Below are 22,069 nucleotides of genomic sequence, written 5' to 3'. Positions count from 1 at the left end.
ACCGCTTTTGCTTAATTAGTCACCATTATAAATGGAATTTTTTACGATGACATAATCACATTTGGTGATGGCCTTTAAATCACGACCACCAGCATAGGAAATGGATGATTGTAAATCTTCTTGCATTTCATTCAAGGTGTCTGCTAAGTGGCCGCGATATGGGACCAGCATTTGTTTACCTTCAACGTTTTTATGTTCGCCTTTTTGGGTCTCACTGGCAGAACCATAATATTGTTTGTAAGTTTTACCGTCAATTTTTAAGGTATTACCGGGTGATTCTTGGTGACCGGCCAGCATTGACCCAATCATGACCATGGTGGCACCGAACCGAATTGACTTCGCAATGTCGCCGTTAGTCCGGACACCGCCATCAGCGATAATCGGTTTGCGGGCGGCTTTAGCACACCAACGAACGGCGGCTAATTGCCAGCCACCGGTCCCAAAACCGGTTTTGACTTTAGTGATGCAGGCCTTACCTGGACCCACACCGACTTTGGTCGCATCAGCGCCGGCATTTTCTAAGTCGCGGACGGCAGCTGGCGTTGCGACATTACCGGCAATGACGAAACTAGCAGGGAGGACTTGCTTGATATGCTTGATCATGGCAATCACACTGTCCGCATGGCCGTGCGCAATATCAATCGTGATATATTCTGGTACGATGGCCGCGGCGGCTAAGGCGTCAATGAAATCATGTTCAGTGGCTTTTACGCCGACTGAGATGGAAGCATAAAGTTGCTTGGCATGCATTGTTTCAATAAATTGCTGCCGAGTTTCAGGGTTAAAGCGGTGCATGATATAAAAATAATCATTAGTGGCGAACCATGCGGCTAAGTCTTCATTAATGACCGTTGCCATATTTGCTGGGACTACCGGAAGCTTAAAGCGGCGTTCACCAAGGGTTACCGTCGTATCAGCTTCGGATCGACTATTAATGACACATTTATTGGGGACAAGTTGAATATCTTCATAATCAAAAATTTCCATCATAACCGACTCCTTTATTTAGTTCCAGATGTCGTGGTCAATCACATTAGTTTGTTCACGGTCGGGACCGACTGAGAAAGTTGCCAACTTAACACCGACGAGTTCTTCAATACGGCGGAGGTAGTTACGGGCGTTTTCAGGTAATTCAGCCAAGGTCTTCACGCCAGTGATATCTTCATCCCAACCAGGTAATTCATCATAGATCGGTTTGCAAGCTTCGAGTTCTTTTAAGCTGGCAGGATAATGATAAATGGTTTTGCCATTTAAGTCATATGCGGTACAGATTTTAATGGTTTTTAAGCCGGTAAGAACATCTAAACAGTTCAAACTTAAATGAGTTAAGCCAGAAACGCGTTTAGCATGGCGTAGAACAACACTATCAAACCAACCGATTCGACGTGGCCGTTTGGTGACTGTGCCATATTCATGGGCTGTTTCGCGGATGAAATTCCCAACTTCATCAAAGAGTTCGGTTGGGAATGGACCGTCACCAACTCGTGACGTATAGGCTTTTAAAACCCCCACACAGTTATCAATCTTAGAAGGGCCCACGCCACTCCCAATGGTGACACCACCGGCAACGGGGTTAGACGAGGTCACGTAAGGGTAAGTCCCTTGGTCGATATCTAGCATGACACCTTGAGCACCTTCGAATAGCACGCGCTTGCCAGCGTCTAAGGCGTCATTAATGACAACCGAGGTATCTGTCACAAATGGCTTCAATTCTTGACCATAGTTATAGTAGTCTTCGAAAATATCATCGAATTTAATGGGTTCCAAATCATATAGCTTGGTGATGATTTGGTTCTTTTCTTGTAAGTTACGTTTTAAGAGGGCGGCAAAGGTTTCTTTGTCTAATAGGTCGGCCATCCGAATCCCAATGCGTTCGGCTTTATCCATGTAAGCTGGTCCGATACCCTTGTTGGTTGTCCCAATCTTACCGCCGGCTTTAGCCTTTTCCTGCGCACCGTCTAAAAGAATATGGTAAGGCAAAATCACATGTGCGCGGTTGGAAACGCGGAGGTTATCTGGTTGGACCCCGTTATCGCGCAGATATTGGAGTTCTTCAACCAATGATTTAGGATTTAAAACGACGCCGTTACCAATGATACTAAGCTTATCATGGAAGAAAATCCCTGATGGAATCAGCCGTAATTTAAAAGTCTTACCATTAAATACGATAGTGTGGCCGGCGTTATCGCCGCCTTGGTAACGTGATACCACATCTGCTTCCTGACTTAAAAAGTCTGTGATCTTTCCTTTACCTTCATCGCCCCATTGGCTCCCTACTACTACGACTGATGCCATGTTTTCCACCTCATTAAAGTATTTTTAATATATGAATGATTAATAGCAATGAGTGACGAAATGTTCATCACTCCAACAGGAATGAGTATAGCAATTTTCCTTTCCAAGTGCAAGCCTAAATCCGAATGTTCTTATTTTGCTGTATTGATAATGTTCATAGTTAACTAAATAAGTTGATAAAACCAAGCGGATAAAAACCGACTTAGTGAAAATAAGCCATATTTTTTCATTGTTCGTCACTATTAATTATTAGGCGGATATGATATAATAATGTTCGTGTTTTGTTGGCAAATCAGTAAATAGAAATGAGGATTAGCAATGATTGATCGTTATACGCGTCCCGAGATGGGCCAAGTGTGGTCCCTAGAAAACCAGTACCAAGCTTGGTTGGAAGTTGAAATTGCGGCTGATGAAGCCTGGGCTGAATTAGGCAAGATTCCAGCGGCAGATGTTGCTAAGATTAGTGCCAATGCGAAGTTTGATAGTGATCGTATCGCTGAGATTGAAGCTGTGACCCATCATGATGTGGTGGCGTTTACGCGTGATGTTTCAGAATCATTAGGGGCTGAACGTAAGTGGGTCCATTATGGGTTAACGAGTACCGATGTGGTTGATACGGCGCAGGGGTACCGATTAAAGCAAGCCAATGCGATTATTCGTCAAGATTTACAGGATTTACGAGCAACATTAGCGCAACAAGCCAAAAAATATAAATATACTGTTGAAATGGGTCGTACCCATGGGGTCCATGCGGAACCAACGACCTTCGGACTGAAGTTGGCACGGTGGTATTCTGAAATTAATCGGGATATTGAACGGTTTGAACACGCTGCTGCTGGCGTTGAAGCTGGGAAAATTAGTGGTGCAGTAGGAACTTTCGCCAATATTCCGCCATTCGTCGAACAGTTTGTGTGTGATAAGCTCGGTATTCGGGCACAAGAAATTTCAACCCAAATTTTACCGCGTGATTTACATGCCGAATACATCGCTACGTTGGCGTTAATTGCCACGAGTGTTGAAGTATTTGCAACTGAAATTCGCGGCTTACAAAAATCAGAAACGCATGAAGTTGAAGAATTTTTCAATAAAGGTCAAAAAGGGTCATCAGCGATGCCGCATAAGCGGAATCCGATTGGTTCTGAAAATGTGACTGGCTTAGCACGGGTCATTCGTGGACACATGATGACAGCTTACGAAGATGTACCATTATGGCATGAACGGGATATTTCACATTCTTCAGCTGAACGGATCATTTTGCCGGATACGACGATTTTAACGGACTATATCTTGACGCGGATTACAAAGATTATTGGGACGTTGACTGTTTTTCCAGAACGTATGAAGCAGAATATGGATGCCACCTATGGGTTAATTTATAGCCAACGGGTCTTATTGAAGCTGATTGATACTGGGATGTCACGTGAAGCAGCTTATGATTTAGTTCAGCCACTCACGGCCCAATCTTGGGACCAGCAGTTGCAGTTCAAACCATTGGTTGAAAGTAATGCCGAAATTCGCCAACATTTAGATCAAGCAGCGATTGATGATGCTTTTGACTATCATTATCATTTACGGCATGTTGATGATATCTTTAAACGTTTAGGCTTAGATGATTAAATAAAATTGAGTCATTAGTCCTCGCCAACTCGGTGGGGACTATTTTAATGGTTAAGTTTGCGATAAAGGGACTTTAAATCACAGCCATGGTCACTGGTAATAACGTTCAGGTCGTTAAACGGCCCCTTTATGTTGGATATAATAATTCGAATATAAATTATTATATACTGATGGCATGGGGGAGCTAACAATGAAATATCAACTAAAATGGGTGTCTTTAATCTTAGGCATTGCCATGATCATCGGGGGTTTGAGTGCTTGTGACCAGCGTAATCCGGCGGTTCTACAGCAACACACCTGGCAGTTGACTACGGTTACAGGCCGGGTTCATACGATTGGTCGGGCAACTTTTACCGCAGCTGAGTTAACGATTGATGCCACGAATCAGCAACGTCAAACGTGGCACTATTATTTTAATCGTGATGATGACTTAGTCATTACGGCGGGAGCGTATAATGGGACTTATGTATTGAAAAATGAGGCGGCTGATTATCTTTTAGTACCGATTCAAGGGGCTCAGCAGCAACTCAAATTAAGAAGGGTAAAATGATGGAAGCACTAATTGCGATTGATTCATTTAAGAAATCAATGACGAGCATTCAAGCCAATCAAATTGTGGCAGATCAATTTGCTAAGCAGGGCATCAACTCTCGCCAAATTGCCATTGCGGATGGTGGTGAAGGAACGGTAGCGGCATTTTTAGCCAATCAACCTGGTGGTATGACGGTACAAGTGGCAACCGTTGATATTAACCAACGGCCCATTCAGGCAACTTATGGGTACTTTGCGGATCAGAAGTTAGCCGTGATTGAAGTCGCCGCCGCTTCGGGTATTCAGTTCATTACGGCGGGGCTAACGCCTGCTGAGACGAACACGTACGGTACTGGTATATTGATTAAAGCGGCCATTGCGCGTGGGGCCCAAAAGATTGTGATTGGGCTTGGCGGCAGTGGTACGGTGGACGGTGGTGCTGGAATCTTACGGGCATTGGGTTATCGTTTCTTTGATGCGCAAAATCAAGAGTTAAAGATGGTCGGCGCCGATTTGAGTCGCGTAGCGCATTGGGATGCAACTCAGGTGACTAAAGCTGTCCAAGCAGTGACGTTTGTCACGGCCTCGGATGTCACCAATCCGCTGACTGGTCCTACGGGGGCCGCAACTATCTTTGGTCCTCAAAAAGGGCTGACTACCGTAGCAGTGGCGAGTTATGATCAAGCGATGCAGCATTTTATGCAGGTTACCGCTGGGCAAGTTAGTGCGCACTTAGGCGATGGTGCTGCGGGTGGCATTGGGTTTGCGTTACGGTACTTTCTAGGTGCCCAAGTCCAGTCAGGATTTAAACTAATTGCAGATTTGAGCCAGTTAACAGCTCAAATTGCGACAGTTGATTTCGTGGTTTCTGGCGAGGGGCAAGTCGATGATCAGAGCTTTATGGGGAAGGTGCCGATTCAGATTAGCGAACGTGCCCAAGCCGCTCAAAAAGCGTGCTACTTAATGGTAGGTAATCAAAAAGGTGCCAATCAGGCCTTTGCTGATCATGGCGTTACCGCAGTATTGCCAATTGTGGACCATGTCGCAACTTTGGCGGCAGCGATGCAGGAAGGGCCAGCTAATTTAGCCCGCATGGCCGACCGTTTGGCACGGATTATCAGTGCTTGTAAATAAACCTAAAAACAACCTTAAGTTTAGGCGCCATTAGTTGGCAGTTGCTAAACTTAAGGTTGTTTTTAATGAGTGAGATAACGATTAAGAAAGGTTTTAACGTGTTTTTCATAAGTAGCGGGGTCGACCCAAAAACTTTCAGCGTGGCTAGCATTTGGCACCTGCCACATCTGCTTAGGTCCGCCTGCAGCTTGATAATTTTGTTTCAACATCCAACTAGGCACATAAACGTCCTTTTCACCATGAATAAAGAAAATGGGACGGGTGTTGTGGCGGAGTTGTTCTACTGAACTCACATCACTGATAAAATAGCCCATCCGATGGCGATTAATAAAGCTGACCAGCGGTACAATCGGGTATTTTGGTAAGTGAAATTGGCGTTTGAGCAAATAAGTGAGTTCATCTGCCAGACTGGTGTAGCCACAGTCCGCAATAATTGCTTTGACTTGTGGTGGGAGGACTTCACCGCTCATCATTTCCACGGTTGCGCCCCCCATGCTAACGCCGAAAAGCACAATTTCAGCTTGGTGGCCCATCTTTTGGAGGACCTGTTGAACCCAATCCGCATAATCATGGCGATCTTGCCATCCAAAACTAATATAGCGGCCGGCACTTTGACCATGACCACGGTCATCGGGTAACAAAACATTATATCCGAGATTATGAAACATATAGGCATAATTGGCCATGGTTTCACCATCTCCCTTATAGCCATGCGAGACAATGACGGTGCGCCGACTCGGGTTTTTGGCGGGGACGAACTTGGCAACTAGCTGATTAGCCGTATCGTCACGATGTAAATGCCAGGTTTGGAGCGGCTGGCGTTGCAACCAATCGACATAAGCCCAATAATCAGTCGCGTATTTTTGCTTATCGGCGGATGTTTCAGGCACGTAATCTACCCGCTTAAAAGCAAAATTATATAATTTTTCACTAGCGAGCAGAGTCGCTGAAACTAGCATGAATGGTGTGGCTAAAGCTGCCATCCAACGGCGCTTTTTCATGTGATCAACTCCTTAATATCAACCTTATTATGATACGCCCCCAGCTTTTAAAAATGCAAATTTTCAGAAAATAAAAAACCATCGCTTTACGCGACGGCAAAAGGAGTGTTCATTTTGTTAGGTTGGAGGACCTAACAAGACTATTTTCATTAACTTTGGAGGAGTAAATGAAAAGGTATAGCAGTTGAGTGACAAATTCAACTACCATGCTACCAGTATAACGATTTATGGCATAAAAAGTAAATAGCTTGCTCAAAGGGCAATGATTTAGCATCAAAAAACCACCGTATCGGGGAATACGGTGGAAAAAGGAGTAGGGTAAACATGCGATGGGGGGTCGCATGTTACTATGAATTTCATTACTTTGGAGGAGTAAATGAAAAATTTTAGGTTGTGTTGTAGCTAGTTGAGGTTGTTCCTCAATTGCTATGATACTATCATACCGAGCCGGTGTGAAGAATATGTGAACGAATCCAGCCGATGTGGTGAAGAATTCACTAAGCCTTTATTAAGCCCCTAATCATTGTCGCGATTACCGCCAAATAGGATGATTAGTCGCAGCAACTGTAAGAAAGTGGCTAACGCAGCCGCCACGTAAGTTAATGCTGCGGCGATAAGCACTTTGCGGACTAGCGGAACTTCTGCCGGCGTCAGAACGCCGCCACTCGCTAAAATCTTTAAGGCGCGGCTAGAAGCATTGAATTCAACGGGTAAAGTCACGAGTTGAAATAGTAAGGCTAATGAGAATAGCAAAATGCCAATATGAATTAAGGTCTGATTGTAACTGAGTAAGACCCCCACAATAATAATGGGTAAAGATAGCGTTGACCCGAGGTTGGCTGCTGGAACGAGGGCTGTTCGGAGCCGCATAGGCCAGTAGTTCACGTGATCTTGTACAGCGTGACCACATTCATGCGCAGCGACCCCGATGGCGGCGACCGACGTGGATTGTGCTGTTGAAGCGGACAGACTAAGGACTTTAGTTTGTCCATTATAGTTGTCGGTTAAATCGCCACTGATGGCTTGAACGCCCACGTCGTTAATCCCCGTTTGGGTCAAAATAAACTGCGCCGCTGCAGTTCCCGTCGTATTAGATTGACTTCGATAGGTATCGTAGTGTTTGAAAGTCCGATTGATATAGCTTGAAGCGGCCATTGAGATGATTAAACCAATGATGACCAAAAAATAGGTTGGATCAAATAGTGAGTAAAACACGTGTAAGTCTTCCTTAATGGTTAAATATTAAGAGCTAGTTTAGCAGATATGACTAACTTTGCCTAGGGGGACTAGTTGCTAGCCAGTGCACAAAAAACCACCGTAGTGGGGAATACAGTGGCAAAGGGCAGTCAATTACTCTTGAACCTTAATTTCTTTTAGCAAGTCAATGCAACGGGTTTGATAAGCGTTTGGTAGGAAGGATTTTCGAACCGCCAGTTGCATGTAGCAATCAATTGATTGACTAGGCTTGAGTGGAATCTTAACAACATTGGGGCTCAAAGCAACGGACCCGTTAATGACAAAACCGATGCCTAAATTGCGAGCAACTAAGCTTTCAACTAGCTGATTAGAATGAGCTTCATAGATGATTTTTGGTCGAACGTTACTACGACTACAATAGCGAGTTAACGCTGTTCTTGGTAGTGAATGTGGTAAACGGGCAATGATGGGCAACTGTTGTAAGTCAGTTGCTTCAACCATCTGTAAGCGACTGATTGGTTGCTGAATGTTAGCCAGTACACATAAAGGGTGGGTTTCTAATTGAAATACTTGCAAGTCATCTGATTGCATTGGCTGTAGTGTTGAAAAAATAGCGGCATCTAACTTATGATGACGCAACTGTTCGAGTAGTTGTTCAGAAATGGCAACTTCTGTCGTGACAGAGGCCAATAAGTGATGGTGGGCGAAGGTTTCAATGACGCGCGGTAGCCAAATCCCGCCAGCAATATGTGAAAAGCCAAGTCTAACTTTTTGATCACCAGCATGTTGCACTTCTAATTCAATCTGGGTAAATTCTTTAATTAGGTGACGAGCTTTAATATATAAAACCTGTCCAGCTGAGGTGGTAACTAAGCGTGCCCGGTGATTAGACTGGGTTAATAGTTTAGTGGCATATTTGGTCTCAAGTCGTTTGAGTGCAACTGAAATCGCCGGTTGCGTTACCTGAAATTGTTTAGCAGTCGCAGTGTAATTACCAGTTTCGACTAAGCTACAAAAGTATTTTAAATCACGCTCGTTCATAAAAAGCCTCCCTTTAAACTAATTTAAGTATAACGTAAATTAGTTTAATTAGAGCTGGCAACGTGATTTTTAAATAATGGTAGGGCTCACCAAAGGCCAAGCACCTTAGTCCACAGTAGGCCGCCTCCCAGCCAAATGATATTGAAGACAAGTCCGATGAGTGCACTTAATTGCCACCATTCTTTATTGGTCACATAGCCGGTACCGGAAAGCAAGGCTGCCGGGCCAGCAGAGTATGGTGTTGTTGATAAATAGATAGAACCACAAAAGGCTAACATTAGGGCAGCCAAAGTAGTGGGGACGCCAGCACCAATGGCTACTGAAAGAAAACCAGCATAGAGGGCTGAAATCTGGGTTGAAACACTGGGAAACATGTAATGTAAATAGAAGTAAGCCAAGAATAAAATAATTAGAACTAGAATCCAATTCATGCCATGGAGTGAATGGCCTAATGTACTTGAGAACCAAGGGAAGAAGCCGAGCGTCATTAATTTTTTTGACATCAACATAATGATGGATAGCCAAACTAGAATATTCCAGGCGAAACTTTCATTTAATAGGTCTTTAGTTGTGATGACCCCAGTAAGTAACAAGATGACTACGGCAATAAAGCTAACTGTCGTCGCATCGATACCGATACTTGTGCCGACCAACCATAAAATAATCGCAAGTAAGAAAGTGAGTAACATGATTTTTTCACTGATGGCCATTTTGCCAAGTTCATTAAGGCGTTTATCTGCCCAAACACGTGCATTCGGGGTTGCTTTAATCTCAGGCGGATAAACTTTATATAGGATGAAAGGAATGACCAATAGTGAAATCAGTCCTGGTACACTGGCCGCAGTAAACCACTGCAACCAAGAAATTGTGATGCCTTGGGTTTTTGCCAGTCCTAAGGCCACCATGTTGCCTGCTAAGCCGGTTAAAAATAGCCCAGAAGTAACGTTATTAATTTCATATTCGTTAAAAATTAGAAATGACCCTAATTTACGTTGCGTTCCTTGCTTGGGATCGGAACCCATTTCATGAGAAAGGTTATCAATAATCGGATACATAATGCCGTTGACCCGAGCATTATTGCTGGGGATACCAATTGCTAAGACGGTATCGACCGCAGACAAAGCATAGGCTAACCCTAAAGTGTGTTTACCAAATAATTTGACAAATAAGTAAGCAATTCTTTTGCCTAAGCCGGACTTAATAAAGCCAGCTGCCATAAACATACACATGGCAACCATCCAAGCGGTGGAATTGCCAAATCCGGCGGTGACCTCGTCCATAGTGAAAATGCCAGTTAGCGTGGCGACCGTGATACCGATTAAGGTGGTCGCCATCATTGGTAACGGTTTAGTCACACAGGCAATGATAGTAGCAACGAAGATAGCGAATAGATGCCAGGCAGTTGGACTAATCGCTGCAGGCTTAACTGGTGTGAGTAACCAAAGTCCAATCCCCAGTACTAAGGGTAAAATAAAAGCTTTCCAATTAATTTTATTAGTCATAATGGGTACCCCTTTATATGATTCACTGATTGCAAAAAAGATGATGATAGGCGTGACTATCAATGGTGCAACCATCACCATTGAAAAAAACATCACATGATTAGTTAAACTAGTAACTTCCTAAATCTTCATCCGTAGCATAACTTTTATTTTTGAATTGTCAACGTGCTATTTTTTAGCGAATGACACGAATAGGTTAAATAGCGCCTTAAAAGGTACCACTGTAGGGAATTGTATCAGAGCAAACACGACTAACAAGTCAATCAGTGGATGAAATAACTAGGCTATCAGCAGATTTTAAAGTGATAATCATTAATTTTATTTATGAAAGTCAAACTATTTTTTCGGCAAAAATGAGTGCGACCTAGCCTAATTATTGGCTAAATATAAAAAGTAGTACGCCGTTTAGCCGATGATAGCAGGCTTCCAGCTGATTTTTCTGAATGCTAACATTGTCTTTTTTTTAAAAGTGCGTATATTGGCCTTGTGAACAACCACACGATACTTTTTGAATTTTCACAATTAAAAATAAAAGGGACTGTTAGTTATGAAATTAGTTGCAATCGTTGGGACCAATGCTGAAAAATCTTATAATCGAGACTTATTACAGTATATGAAGCAGCACTTTAGTGAAAATGTCACGATGCAGATTGCAGAGATTGATCAAATACCATTGTTTAAAGAATGTAATGCAACTGTTGAATTACCAGCGTCAGTAAAAACGTTAGCTGATCAAATTCAAGTAGCCGATGGTGTCATCATTGGTGTTCCAGAATATGACCATGCCGTGCCGGCAGCACTTAAAAGTGTGATTGAATGGTTATCATACCGTGTCCACCCATTTGTGGGGAAGCCACTCATGATTGTGGGAACTTCATTGGGGATTCAAGGCACCTCGCGCGCACAAGATGAATTACGGTTGATTTTGAATGCACCAGGAGTTGGGGCAACTGTACTGCCCGGTAATGAATTCATGTTAAGCTTTGCACCAAAGGCGTTTAATGAACAAGGCAGTTTAGTTGATCCACATACGGTTAATTTTTTGGAAAGGTGTTTTGCCAATTTTACACAACTCGTAAAATCTCAAATTAACGGCCCGGCTTTAACCGTTAAGTGGCAAGGAAATTATGATGTGATTGTATTAGGATTTGGCGGGGCTGGGGCCTCTGCAGCCCGGTTTGCAGCCGATAATGGCGCGCATGTGTTGGTAGTTGAGGCGGCGCCATATGGGCGTGAAGGTGGTAATACCCGTTATTCAGCGCAACACGTCGTAATGGGTGACAGCTTGACTGATTTAACTGATTATTATCATGCGTTAAATGCGCCGTTTGCGATGCCAGAAAAGACATTACAGGCTTATTTATCGGGGATGCATCAAATGCCCGAGTATTTCAAGCAATACTTGGGCATTCCGGCAGTTAGCTGGAAACACGATATTAAACCTGGGGATGCTGTCGCAATAAAAAAAACGATGGCCGAATATCCAGAACTAAAGGGAAGTCAAACCGTTGATTTTGCACTAGTCCATAAGCGTGATAAAGATGCTGGTTTATGGAAACTCCTGCGACAAAAGGTATTAGACCGAGCCGATCAGATTGATGTTTGGCTAGACTCACGGGCACAATCTTTGATTCAAGACCCTGGTACTGGAATTGTTCGTGGTGTCCAGATTAAACGGCAAGGTCAATTGTGCAATGTGCATGCCAAAAATGGGGTTGTTTTAGCCATGGGTGGGTTTGAAAATAATCCAGAACTAGTTCAAACCTATTTGCACAGTCAACGATTAACCCCACTAGGGACCTTATTCAATCGTGGTGATGGCATCAAAATGGCGCAAGCAGTTGGCGCTAAGATGTGGCATATGACTAATTATGAGTCACATGGTATTCTGCCCGGATTAACTTTTAAGGAAGCTGATAATGAACGTGGTCGTCAGCTAGAATGGCCTAAGTTGAAGCAAGGCAGTATTCTAGTGATTGCTGATGACGGGACGCGTTATTTTCCAGAGGATGCACCACATCGTCATGGGCATATTAAGATGCATGGTTCTTGGTTAATTCCGATGAAAAATCAGCATCCGTATTTAGTGTTTGATCAAACGCAATACGATGAGTTCAAGCAAGAACTAGCACAAAAGGGTCAGTTGCCTTATCCAGAATTCATGCAGAAGTTAGTTTCGGCAGCTTCACTAGCGCAATTAGCCGAAAAATTAGCTGTGCCAACTGCCAAGCTTGAAAGTACAGTGGCAAGCTTTAATCAGTTTAAGCGCTTAGGTCAAGATTATGAATTTGGACGAGATTCGGCAAGCATGCGTTGTTTTGATGACGGCCCCTATTATGCCATTGCGGTTGCTAATGACGTTTTAAACACGCAAGGCGGACCAGAACGCAATGAAGCGGCCCAAATTCTAGATATTAATAATAATCCCATTCCACATTTGTTTGGTGCCGGTGAACTAGGTGGGATTGTGGCTAATTGCTATCAAGGTGGTGGTAACTTAGCTGAATGCCTCATCTTTGGAAAACTAGCTGGTGAAAATGCAGCAGCTGCTAAAGATGATGCTGATGACGTTAGGGCCAATGATGTTAATGGCATTAATGATATTGTGGCTATTGAGCAGACGACTAAGATTGATTTAGGGACTGATCAATATCTAGGTAGTTCCAATAGTGGGCTTGGTGGCAAGGTCGTGGTGCGCGTCACTTATCGGCATCATCAGCTAGAAAAGGTAGAGGTTATGCAACATCATGAAAGCGAAGATGTTGGTTTAATAGCGGTTGATCAATTACCAAAAGCAATGGTTGCGGCGAATTCCACCGATGTTGATGCGATTTCCGGGGCTTCGGCTTCGAGTCGCGCGATTAAAGAGGCCGTGAAGGATGCTTTAAAGCAAGTTAAGTAAAATAAGGCTAAAAGACATCTGCTGGATTATGGCGGATGTCTTTTTGGAATAACCCAGCGGTGACACAAAAAACCACCGTATCGGGGAATACGGTGGAAAAGGGAAGTAAATTAAGTTAGGTTGTTACACACACACAAATTCATTACTTGGGGAGGTAATTGAATTTAATTTAGGGCTGTCGTTAAGGAATGGGGAGTTCCTCAATGACCATAAACATAGTATAGCCACGTTCCTTGAAGAAAGTGTGACGGCTAAAGGCTAAAAACGTGATCTCATTTTGAAAAAACAACTTAGTCATGGCGACTTAGCCTAATTTTACAAACTTTATAACTACATCGTGACCGATTTAATACCGCCAATGCCGCAAAAGGCAGTCGTAGTAAGCTTTCATAAAGGTGACGAAAATGTGAATGCTATAATTGCAACCAACTTAGTTGAAAGCGTGGTTCTTGTTATGACAATTAAAATCGTCACTGATTCATCGGTCCAATTAACCGCGGCCGAAATTGACCAATATGATATTAACATTGTTTCGTTGCTGGTGGGCTTTAATGGTGATTTGGTGGCTGATACCACGGTTTCACGAGCTGACTTTGATCGTGAAATGACGACCAATCCGAAATTACCAACGACTAGCCAACCGCCAATCGGTGATTTTGTAACGTGCTACAATGCGTTGACTGCGGATGGGAGTCAAGTGTTGTCACTGCATCTCACTGAAACCTTAAGTGGGACCGTGAATGCTGCGCGTCAAGCTGCTAAGCTGGCGGCCGGCCAGGTGACGGTTATTGATACGCAGTCCGCTGATCGGGGGATGGCCTTTCAAGTATTGACTGCTGCGCGCATGGCGCATGCGGGCGCTGATTTGAATGCAATTCTGGCTAAGATTGCGGTCATTCGACAACAGACGCACGTTTATCTGTTTGTGGATACCTTAGATAACCTAGTCAAGGGTGGTCGAGTTCCCAAAATTGCAGGGGTCGTGACTAATTTAATCAAATTAAAGTTTGTGTTTGAATTGGTTGAAGGCAAGCTAAAACTGTATACGCGGGGACGTGGAAAAAAAGCACTAATTAAAGCACAAACGCAGATTTTAGCGGAATTAGCGGATGTTAGCCGGGTTGAATCCGCCGGTATCTCGTATGTCGGTGCTGAAACAGTGGCGCAGGCCCCACAGGCTTTGATGCAAAAAGTAGCGCCACAAGCAGATTTATTAGTTGCCCGAACGAGTCCGATTATTGCGACGCATACGGGTACCGGTGCCTATGCGTTGATGTTTCAAGTGGTTGATTAAACCGCCGGAGGCTAAATACTATTAATTAAATCTATAGCTTGCTATAATAAGTATATAATATTTGGAGTCGTGTTAGCGCACTGCTCTGAGCCTAACCACCATGCAAATGATGACTAGACCCGGAGTGGGGCGCTTTTTTGTCACTTTCACCCCCTAAAAGAAAGTTGGAACTTATTTGAATTATCTTCTCAATAATCCATTCTTTGGCATCGGTTTGACCGTGTTAGTTTATGGGATTGGCGAGTATTTGTATCATAAAACGAATCGATTTGTCTTATTCCAGCCATTGTTCTTTGGAATGTTACTCGGGATTGGTTTACTGGTATTGATTGCGTCAGCCCTGCAAGCACCGCTGCACAAAGTTTATCAGGCTTATCAAATTGGCGGCGATTGGCTATTTTGGCTAGTTGCGCCTGCCACCGTTTCATTTGCGGTCCCTCTATATAAACGTAATGATATTTTTAAGAAGCATTGGGATGTGATTTTAATAGCGTTATTTTTAGGACTATTGTTCTCGTTATTCGGAATTTATGGGGTATCCCGCGCACTCAATCTGACGGATGAAGCCTTAGGTGCCATGTTAGTTCAGGCTGCAACAACGGCGATTGCCTTACCAGTTGCGGAATCAGTTGGTGGTGACCAAGCCATTGCGGCATTTGCGGTTATTCTAAACTCAGTCTTGATTTATGCTTTAGGTGACCACTTTATTCGTTGGTTCAAGTTACATAAGAACCCGTTAGGTGCCGGCTTAGGGTTTGGAATTGCTGGCAATGCAGTTGGCGCAACTAAAGCGATTGAAGTTAGTGAGGCTGCTGGCGCAACTGGCGCGATTGCCTTTGTGATTGCTGGAATACTAGTTAACTTTATGGTACCAGTCTTTGCCCGGTTAGTCGGTCTCGGTTAAGGAGGACTTTTAATGAAACCTAAACACAAATGGTCGTTTATTAGACAAATTATGATTTATGGCGCAATTTTATTAGCAAGTAGTTTGATTTCAGAACTAATGGCCCAGCTCTGGCCGGACTTCCCCATGCCACCAGCTTTAATCGGGATGATTATGTTATACGGTCTATTAACGTTTAAGCTGGTTAAACTAGAACAGGTTGAAGGCGTTAGTAACTTCTTCGTGCAAATTATCAGTTTGATTTTTATTCCGTCTGGGGTTGCATTGGCGACGAAGTTAGATGTTTTGAAAGCCGAAGGGCTACAAATTATCGTGGTTATTATTTTATCGACGCTGATGTTGTTACTTTTTACCGCTGGCATTGCCTGGGTCTTGGTCCAAGCTAAAACGTGGTTACAAGATCGTCGGTCGAATTCGCCGGTCGAAGAGGATTAATTTCAGTTAGGTTGAATTGGTGAACGATTTATAAACGCATAGATCATGCACCAACCCAAGTTAACCCATATTGGACACACAAAAAAGCCACCACATCAGGGATGTAGTGGTCAAGGAGTAGGCAACATCAAAGTGGGGGCTTTGATGCACCCCATTCATAAGACTTGGGGGAGTCTATGAATGAAAATGATTAATAATCGACATTATGGCAGCAATGCCTATTATAATCTAAAAGACTAAAGAATATTAATGATTGATAGCGACAAAGTCTTTTCTATCAATCTGCGACTATTATAATTGCAAACCATATTGACTGCAACTAATTGCGCTGATTGTTTAATCCAGGTTGATGCGGGGTTGAAAATCAGCGGCAAATAAGCCCATGTTATATAAGTCATGGCGTTGCCCGTCACGCTTGACGGCGAGCTTATTCGTGCCTTCAAATTCAAAGCCACTATTTTGATAAACCGCGATGGCTGCTTGGTTAGTTGCAATAACGTCCAAACGAACTTTATATAAGTTTAATTCATTAAAACCATAATTAAGCATGAGGTTTAAGGCTTCCGTCCCATAACCTTGACCACGATCAGTTGGGTCACCAATCGCAATGGCTAATTGTCCGATTTGATTATTCCATTCAATGTTGAACAGCGTGACAAAGCCTAGTAAGCGATCATCGTCAGCGGTACGAATGTGGAAGTAGAATTCGGTATCGCGACTAAGATTACGATAGGTTTGTTCAAGTTCTTCACCTGATAGTGGTCGGGCCGGTAAGGTGTCTAGGTTACGGCCAAAGCTACCAGCAGTGTACCAATCGCTAATTTCATCAAAGTCTTCAGGTTGTGGTACCGCTAAAACGATGCGTGGACCAGCTAAAATATTCTTCATGTAAATTCCCTCACTTATTAACTTAAGTAGTCTTATCATAGCTCAATTGATTGCTGAGCACTACTAACAGAATATTTACAGTTATTTTACAGGATAACTTGGTGAAAATTTACGTCCGCTTAGTATGTTAAGGGTAACCATTTGGTGAATACTAGCGTAGAGAAGTGATTAGGGTGCAATGTTTGCATATTATTCAGATTTCCGATTTGCATTTGACACCGCGTGGTCAAATACCGGTTCATCATCAACAGCTCGATCCTTGGCATAAGTTAGCGACGATTATTCAAGATATTCGGACCTTACCCATGCAACCGGATTTAATCGTCTTAACAGGTGACCTGATTCACGACGGTAGTGCGACTGATTATCAGCGGTTACATGCCGTGGTTCATCAGATGAAAGCAGAATTTCAATGTCATGTCCGGGTGATTTTGGGGAATCATGATAATCGTGCGGCCTTTTATGCGGGTTATTTACCGGCAAATCCTGGCCCTTATTATACAAGTCGGATGCGGATTGGACAGAATGACTTTTATTTTTTAGATTCAAAAGTGGCTGGCTTTGAAGCTGGTGAATTAGCGTTAAAACAGTTGCAATGGTTAGGAAAACATTTACGTCAGGCACCAACGAAACGGGCCTTCCTTTTTCTACACCATCCGTTAGACGGACCGACCATGCAGAACATGCACTACGCTATTCTTCAAAATACACCGGCCTTGTTATCCGTCTTACGGGGGCATAATATTGGCGGTGTTTTTACCGGCCATGTGCATTTCGCCACGACTTATCTGGTCGGTGATCATATCTTAAATGCGGTGGCGGAGTCAGCGGCATATGGCATTGATTGCGCTAATCCGCAGATGCATCTCGTGCACGAGAGCAGTGGCTATCAAGTGATTACGGTGGAACGCGGGCAGGTGGGCGTTACCACTCGGCAATTATTGTATCGGCCAGCAGTGATTGATACGATTCAGGTGGCTAATGCGCGGTTCTTGACACCATCACCATTAGCCTCATTATCCTGTTAGCGTTTTCAATTTAAGCAGCGTATAATAGTAAATAATTGAAGGAGGGGGTTCAAAATGGGTAAAAATTGGCACAAAAAGCGTCAGTTATCACGGCACGGCCGGCAACAAATCGCGCCCTTTGTGGCATTCGAGTTGGTTGCGACCAGTATCGCAATGATTGATATTATCCGAGCTAAATCAGTGCGTCGGGGGCATAAGCTGGGATGGTTAGTGTTAACATTGGTTCAGCCAATTGGACCTTGGCTATATTTTAAATTTGGTCAAACTAAAGGGTAAGCAGAAGCAAGCGAGTTTTCCCACATTACGGCATCTTTGTTGGCCGAGACTAAATAGTCACTGCAAGAATTTTTGTAAATTCTTGCAGTGACTATTTTTTGATTGCAGTTTTTTTAGTCAGCGTCATCTTTTAAGTGCAGGCGTTTTAAATCCGCAACTTTCGTGACGTTGAGTTGCTTTTGACAATCGGGGCAAAGGCCGTAGACTTCCATATTGTGACCAGTAACTAGATAGCCCGAAATTTTGGCGGCTTTGGTTTCAACCAGACTCAAATCAGGTTCAAAGACGTCGGTAATTTTACCGCAATTTTCGCAAACAACATGATAATGAGGCCGCCCAAAAAAGTCGTAATGGGTACCGGCATCCCCATTTTGTAATTCAATCACTAGGCCTAAATCGACAAAGAGCTTGAGCGTGTTATAAACCGTTGCTAGACTTAAATTAGGTAGCTGTGCGGCCAAGGCCTGATAAATTGTTTCTACAGAAGGATGATTGTGATGGGTCACTAAATAAGTCAAAATTATCTGACGTTGCGGGGTTACCCGGATTTTATGATCTTTTAATTGTTGTAAGGCTTGCGTTAACATATCCGCTGCCATGGCGTGAGGCCTCCTTTATTAAGATTCAACCCTATTAAACCACATTTGTGAACGGGATTCCAGCTTAGAACCATTATTAAGAAAAATTGACTAAAATAAGTGGTCACACATAAAAACGACTCAGTGTAAGAGTGAGCCGTTCGTTTAGGATTCTTTGATAGAAAATGTGGCTTTGGTCGGTGCGACTTGTGGGGTGGGGGCTGTTTGCGCCCAAACCAGTAATTGGGCTTGAATATTCTCTAGAATCTTCATGCCAAGCTGATAATCACGCTCGGAACCGATACTGTTAAAGCTTAACGTACAAGTGCCAGCAAAGGTGCTCGCTGCAATTTCCATAGTCGGCGTGGTTCGAAAAGCGCCTGAAAAAACGCAATTAACGACCGTTAAACCGTGGAACTTAAGGCGGGCTTGATCAATCGTGCCAAAATTAGTATAGGTGAGTGGTTGTTGTGCTAACCAACGCTTCGCAATTTTGCGCATTAACCCAATTGGCATGGTGTGATTCATTTTTTGTAAATTAGTCAACCGATATAAGAAAGCTGCGCGAGTGTGTTCCGCTGCCAATAAATCATGGACCTGTTGAACTAAGACTGAAAAAGGTGCATCGACATCGACTTTTATATTTAGGTAAACGGTGCCGGTTAGATTCGCAATTTGCGTGATATTAGGCTGATCAGTGGTCAGGCGCCGGAAGTTAACGGGACAAGGTAAGGTAATAGTGGTGTGTCCAGTTAGCACTTGTAATGCTTTGGCATAGGCAGCTAGAATAGCCTCACTGATGCCGATATCTTGCGCCTTAGCAACCCGACGAACACGTCTGAACTGATCACTTGTTAGCATAATATGACCGATATGGCGTAAGCTGATGCCTTGGTAATGGGGCAAGCGAACGGTACTGAAGTGGGCGTCACCATGGGCATGTGTTTTTTTAAATTGCCGTTGTAATTGTGACATGACGGGCCGTAACCGCCGTTCGTTACTAAAATGAGATAAGTCGTCATAATTGTAGGCTTGGACGAGTAGATAGAGGTATTCTTTAAAACCGACACTATCGGTTAACAGATGGCTCATAAAGGCTTGCAAGACATCATATTGGTCGTGATGAATCACGAAAAGCTGTAATTGCGGGCCGTTGTTAAAATTAAATTCAACGTTTTCAGGACTATAAGGGCTTTGAGCTTCAATGACAATGTCATCAACTTGTTGATGAACGACCTCAAAACGATTACGATCGGCCTGATAACTGGCAAAGATTTCAGGGACAATTTGCGCCGAAGCTAGCACAGCAGCTTTGAGGCGCTCGACATTAATTTTACTAGAAAAAACTAAGCGTGAACGCATTAAGGGCACGGTTTCATCCGTGAGTAGCATGTTCACAAAATCTAGGACTTCACCACGATAATACACAAGCCAAAACCTCCGATCAAATTCTCTAACAATTAGTATAACAGACTAGCTATGGTTGGGATGCGTGAGATGCTGGGTTTTGAAAAAAGTTAATAAACCAGATTGACTACTGGGGATATCAACCGGTTGAGGCGCTGTTCAGTGTTGGCATCATTAGCCGGATTAATTAAAGTTAATTATAACTAAGCAACCTGGTTTTTGTCCGGTTTACTAACGGCATTCAGATAAATGAGGCCTGGTTTGAACGCAACGGTACGTTAGGCGAAAGTTTAAATTCGGCGGTTGATTTTGGCCGAATTAGGCCGGAATAGTTGTAACCGGTTTCGCTGAGGGCGTAAAAAAGGCGTATACTAAAGACAAACACAACTTAAAGGAGTCTTACACTAATGAAAATTGTTGCCCTGGTGGGGAGTGTTCGGCAAGCCTCATATAATCAAAAACTAGCTGAATACGTGCAAAAACGCTATGCTGATCAACTAACTGTGACGATTCCAGCCCTCAAGACCTTACCGTTTTATGATCAAGATATTGAGCTAACTGCGCCCGCAAGTGTCCAAACTTTAAAACAGGCGGTATTAGCGGCAGATGGGGTTATTTTTGTCACGCCGGAATATAATCATAGTATTTCCGGCGTTTTAGAAAATGCCATTGATTGGTTGTCGCGCGTCGAACATCCATTGAAGAATAAGCCGGTAATGATTCTTGGTGCGACAATGGGGCCATTAGGGACCGTGCGTGCCCAAGGTCACTTGCGACAAATTCTGGATTCACCAGGCGTGGCAGCCCGAGTTTTACCGGGCGACGAATTTTTATTAGGCCTCGTTCAAACTAAATTCGATGCTGCCGGTCAACTGATCGATCAACCAACGATTGATTGGTTGGATCATTGTGTGCAGGACTATCTTGAGTTTGTGCAACAGTCACGGCCAATCACTGCGCAATAAAGATTAAAAAATAGTTGAGGGGTAATTTCGTATGAATAAAGAACGGAAATTAATTTACGTCATTTTAAATGATGAAGATGTCGAATATGATTTGGAAGAACTACCAGCTGAATATGTGGTTTATATTCGCCAACAAGCCGGCGATCCACGTGAGTTACCATTAGTAAATACTGAAATCCAAGCACTATTTAAGGATGCAGGTTTAGACTTCCAAGAAAAGGTCAAACCAGAAAATCGTAAAGCTGATATTGTGTTAACGGTAAAACGGAGTTAATCAGTACTAACTTAATTAAGAAGTGAGCTTGGTAAAAACCAAGCTCCTTTTTTTGACAACAGCAGTCAGTTTTGAGGAGGCGGATGATGCATGCAAATTGCTGATTTATATCAAAGTTTAGCCACTAATTTAGGGCCTCGGCATTGGTTGGAACCCGGCGTGCCACCGGCTGAAACGCCTTGGGAGATTTTGTGGGGTGGCGTCCTGGTCCAAAATACGAATTGGCGCAATGTCGACTATGCCTTAGCTAATCTAAAGCATGCTACCCAATTTCGACCACAAGCTATTCTAGCGTTGTCGGTTACGGAATTAACAACGTTGGTCAAACCCGCTGGTTTCTATACACGAAAAGTGCCGACTTTACGCGCTTTAGCTGCTTGGAGTAGCCAATATTCGTTTGATTTGGCGATCATGCGTGCGTTACCGGCAGCACGATTACGTTCGGAATTGTTAGCGTTAAAAGGAATTGGCAATGAAACGGCGGATTATTTTTCGATGTACGTGTTTGACCAACCAACGATTATTGTCGATACGTATTTACGGCGACTATTCACGTGGTTAGGCCAACCATTACCCGCACAATATGGACGTGCCCAAGCCCTGATTGACGCCAATTGGACTTATGATTTTGTTCAGGCTCGTGAATGGCACGCACAGATTGTTGATTTTGGGAAACAAGTCAAAACGCAGGCGGATTTTCAGCAGTCCTTTTTGGGCGGGCAACGCTTGCGTTTAAATTGACAAATGTATGTGGCACTGCTTTAATGTAACTAATAAAGTTACAAGAGAGGGCGCTGACC

Annotated in this window: 21 protein-coding genes; 12 read left to right on the top strand and 9 right to left on the bottom strand. The window is 43.5% G+C overall.

Annotated elements, in window-relative coordinates; all coding sequences use genetic code 11:
* Positions 1 to 15: 15 nt before the first annotated feature.
* Complete coding sequence (locus C5Z26_RS07065; RefSeq protein ID WP_105449269.1) at positions 16 to 987, bottom strand: GMP reductase; 972 nt, start codon at positions 985 to 987, stop codon at positions 16 to 18.
* 18 nt (positions 988 to 1,005) lie between these two features.
* Positions 1,006 to 2,295, bottom strand: a complete 1,290-nt coding sequence (locus C5Z26_RS07060) for an adenylosuccinate synthase (protein ID WP_105449268.1) — start codon at positions 2,293 to 2,295, stop codon at positions 1,006 to 1,008.
* 318 nt (positions 2,296 to 2,613) lie between these two features.
* Between C5Z26_RS07060 and purB the strand changes: the two genes are divergently transcribed.
* From purB to C5Z26_RS07045, 3 genes are all read left to right on the top strand, one after another.
* Positions 2,614 to 3,912, top strand: coding sequence for an adenylosuccinate lyase (gene purB / locus C5Z26_RS07055; protein ID WP_105449267.1), 1,299 nt, complete (start codon positions 2,614 to 2,616; stop codon positions 3,910 to 3,912).
* A 190-nt stretch (positions 3,913 to 4,102) separates the two neighbouring features.
* Complete coding sequence (locus C5Z26_RS07050; protein WP_105449266.1) at positions 4,103 to 4,462, top strand: hypothetical protein; 360 nt, start codon at positions 4,103 to 4,105, stop codon at positions 4,460 to 4,462.
* A complete protein-coding gene (locus C5Z26_RS07045; RefSeq protein WP_234005650.1) occupies positions 4,459 to 5,577 on the top strand; it encodes a glycerate kinase in 1,119 nt (372 codons plus the stop codon). The genes C5Z26_RS07050 and C5Z26_RS07045 overlap by 4 nt, the downstream gene beginning before the upstream one ends.
* Positions 5,578 to 5,639: 62 nt before the next feature.
* Here C5Z26_RS07045 and C5Z26_RS07040 read toward each other — a convergent pair whose 3' ends face one another.
* The 4 genes from C5Z26_RS07040 to C5Z26_RS07025 all read right to left on the bottom strand — a co-directional run bounded on the left by C5Z26_RS07040 (position 5,640) and on the right by C5Z26_RS07025 (position 10,318).
* Entirely contained in the window at positions 5,640 to 6,578 is a 939-nt protein-coding gene (locus C5Z26_RS07040; protein WP_105449264.1) for an alpha/beta hydrolase, read from the bottom strand.
* A 516-nt stretch (positions 6,579 to 7,094) separates the two neighbouring features.
* Positions 7,095 to 7,793 carry a zinc metallopeptidase gene (locus C5Z26_RS07035; RefSeq protein WP_105449263.1) on the bottom strand — a complete coding sequence of 233 codons (699 nt, stop codon included), beginning with the start codon at positions 7,791 to 7,793 and terminating at the stop codon, positions 7,095 to 7,097.
* 135 nt (positions 7,794 to 7,928) lie between these two features.
* A complete protein-coding gene (locus tag C5Z26_RS07030; RefSeq protein WP_105449262.1) occupies positions 7,929 to 8,816 on the bottom strand; it encodes a LysR family transcriptional regulator in 888 nt (295 codons plus the stop codon).
* An 86-nt stretch (positions 8,817 to 8,902) separates the two neighbouring features.
* Positions 8,903 to 10,318, bottom strand: a complete 1,416-nt coding sequence (locus C5Z26_RS07025; RefSeq protein ID WP_105450154.1) for a DASS family sodium-coupled anion symporter — start codon at positions 10,316 to 10,318, stop codon at positions 8,903 to 8,905.
* A 547-nt stretch (positions 10,319 to 10,865) separates the two neighbouring features.
* Between C5Z26_RS07025 and C5Z26_RS07020 the strand changes: the two genes are divergently transcribed.
* From C5Z26_RS07020 to C5Z26_RS07005, 4 genes are all read left to right on the top strand, one after another.
* Complete coding sequence (locus tag C5Z26_RS07020) at positions 10,866 to 13,220, top strand: FAD-binding protein (RefSeq protein ID WP_105449261.1); 2,355 nt, start codon at positions 10,866 to 10,868, stop codon at positions 13,218 to 13,220.
* A 454-nt stretch (positions 13,221 to 13,674) separates the two neighbouring features.
* The gene (locus tag C5Z26_RS07015) at positions 13,675 to 14,514 is read left to right on the top strand and encodes a DegV family protein (protein ID WP_105450153.1); all 840 of its coding nucleotides are present in this window, start codon (positions 13,675 to 13,677) and stop codon (positions 14,512 to 14,514) included.
* A gap of 175 nt (positions 14,515 to 14,689) precedes the next feature.
* Complete coding sequence (locus C5Z26_RS07010) at positions 14,690 to 15,418, top strand: LrgB family protein (protein WP_105449260.1); 729 nt, start codon at positions 14,690 to 14,692, stop codon at positions 15,416 to 15,418.
* A gap of 12 nt (positions 15,419 to 15,430) precedes the next feature.
* Entirely contained in the window at positions 15,431 to 15,853 is a 423-nt protein-coding gene (locus tag C5Z26_RS07005) for a CidA/LrgA family protein (protein WP_105449259.1), read from the top strand.
* Between the two features lie 336 nt (positions 15,854 to 16,189).
* Here C5Z26_RS07005 and C5Z26_RS07000 read toward each other — a convergent pair whose 3' ends face one another.
* Positions 16,190 to 16,741 (bottom strand): GNAT family N-acetyltransferase, encoded by a 552-nt coding sequence (locus tag C5Z26_RS07000; RefSeq protein WP_105449258.1) that lies wholly within the window; start codon positions 16,739 to 16,741, stop codon positions 16,190 to 16,192.
* A 173-nt stretch (positions 16,742 to 16,914) separates the two neighbouring features.
* Here C5Z26_RS07000 and C5Z26_RS06995 point away from each other — a divergent pair, with 173 nt between their 5' ends.
* Together C5Z26_RS06995 and C5Z26_RS06990 are read left to right on the top strand one after the other, a co-directional pair.
* Positions 16,915 to 17,769, top strand: a complete 855-nt coding sequence (locus C5Z26_RS06995) for a metallophosphoesterase family protein (protein WP_105449257.1) — start codon at positions 16,915 to 16,917, stop codon at positions 17,767 to 17,769.
* A gap of 54 nt (positions 17,770 to 17,823) precedes the next feature.
* Positions 17,824 to 18,045, top strand: coding sequence for a PLD nuclease N-terminal domain-containing protein (locus C5Z26_RS06990; protein WP_105449256.1), 222 nt, complete (start codon positions 17,824 to 17,826; stop codon positions 18,043 to 18,045).
* 113 nt (positions 18,046 to 18,158) lie between these two features.
* Here C5Z26_RS06990 and C5Z26_RS06985 read toward each other — a convergent pair whose 3' ends face one another.
* Entirely contained in the window at positions 18,159 to 18,644 is a 486-nt protein-coding gene (locus tag C5Z26_RS06985) for a Fur family transcriptional regulator (protein WP_105449255.1), read from the bottom strand.
* A gap of 144 nt (positions 18,645 to 18,788) precedes the next feature.
* Positions 18,789 to 20,051 (bottom strand): hypothetical protein, encoded by a 1,263-nt coding sequence (locus C5Z26_RS06980; protein WP_199774959.1) that lies wholly within the window; start codon positions 20,049 to 20,051, stop codon positions 18,789 to 18,791.
* A 386-nt stretch (positions 20,052 to 20,437) separates the two neighbouring features.
* Here C5Z26_RS06980 and C5Z26_RS06975 point away from each other — a divergent pair, with 386 nt between their 5' ends.
* The 3 genes from C5Z26_RS06975 to C5Z26_RS06965 all read left to right on the top strand — a co-directional run bounded on the left by C5Z26_RS06975 (position 20,438) and on the right by C5Z26_RS06965 (position 22,010).
* Entirely contained in the window at positions 20,438 to 20,995 is a 558-nt protein-coding gene (locus C5Z26_RS06975) for an NADPH-dependent FMN reductase (protein WP_105449254.1), read from the top strand.
* Between the two features lie 31 nt (positions 20,996 to 21,026).
* A complete protein-coding gene (locus tag C5Z26_RS06970; RefSeq protein WP_105449253.1) occupies positions 21,027 to 21,269 on the top strand; it encodes a hypothetical protein in 243 nt (80 codons plus the stop codon).
* Positions 21,270 to 21,359: 90 nt separating this feature from the next.
* Positions 21,360 to 22,010: an endonuclease III domain-containing protein gene (locus C5Z26_RS06965; protein ID WP_105449252.1), complete on the top strand. Its 651-nt coding sequence runs from the start codon at positions 21,360 to 21,362 to the stop codon at positions 22,008 to 22,010.
* The last annotated feature ends 59 nt before the right edge of the window (positions 22,011 to 22,069 follow it).

Origin of the sequence: Lactobacillus sp. CBA3606 (assembly GCF_002970935.1) — a bacterium.
GTDB lineage: Bacteria > Bacillota > Bacilli > Lactobacillales > Lactobacillaceae > Lactiplantibacillus.
Note: the sequence above shows the minus strand (reverse complement) of the source record. Positions and strands in the feature narration are given on the sequence as shown.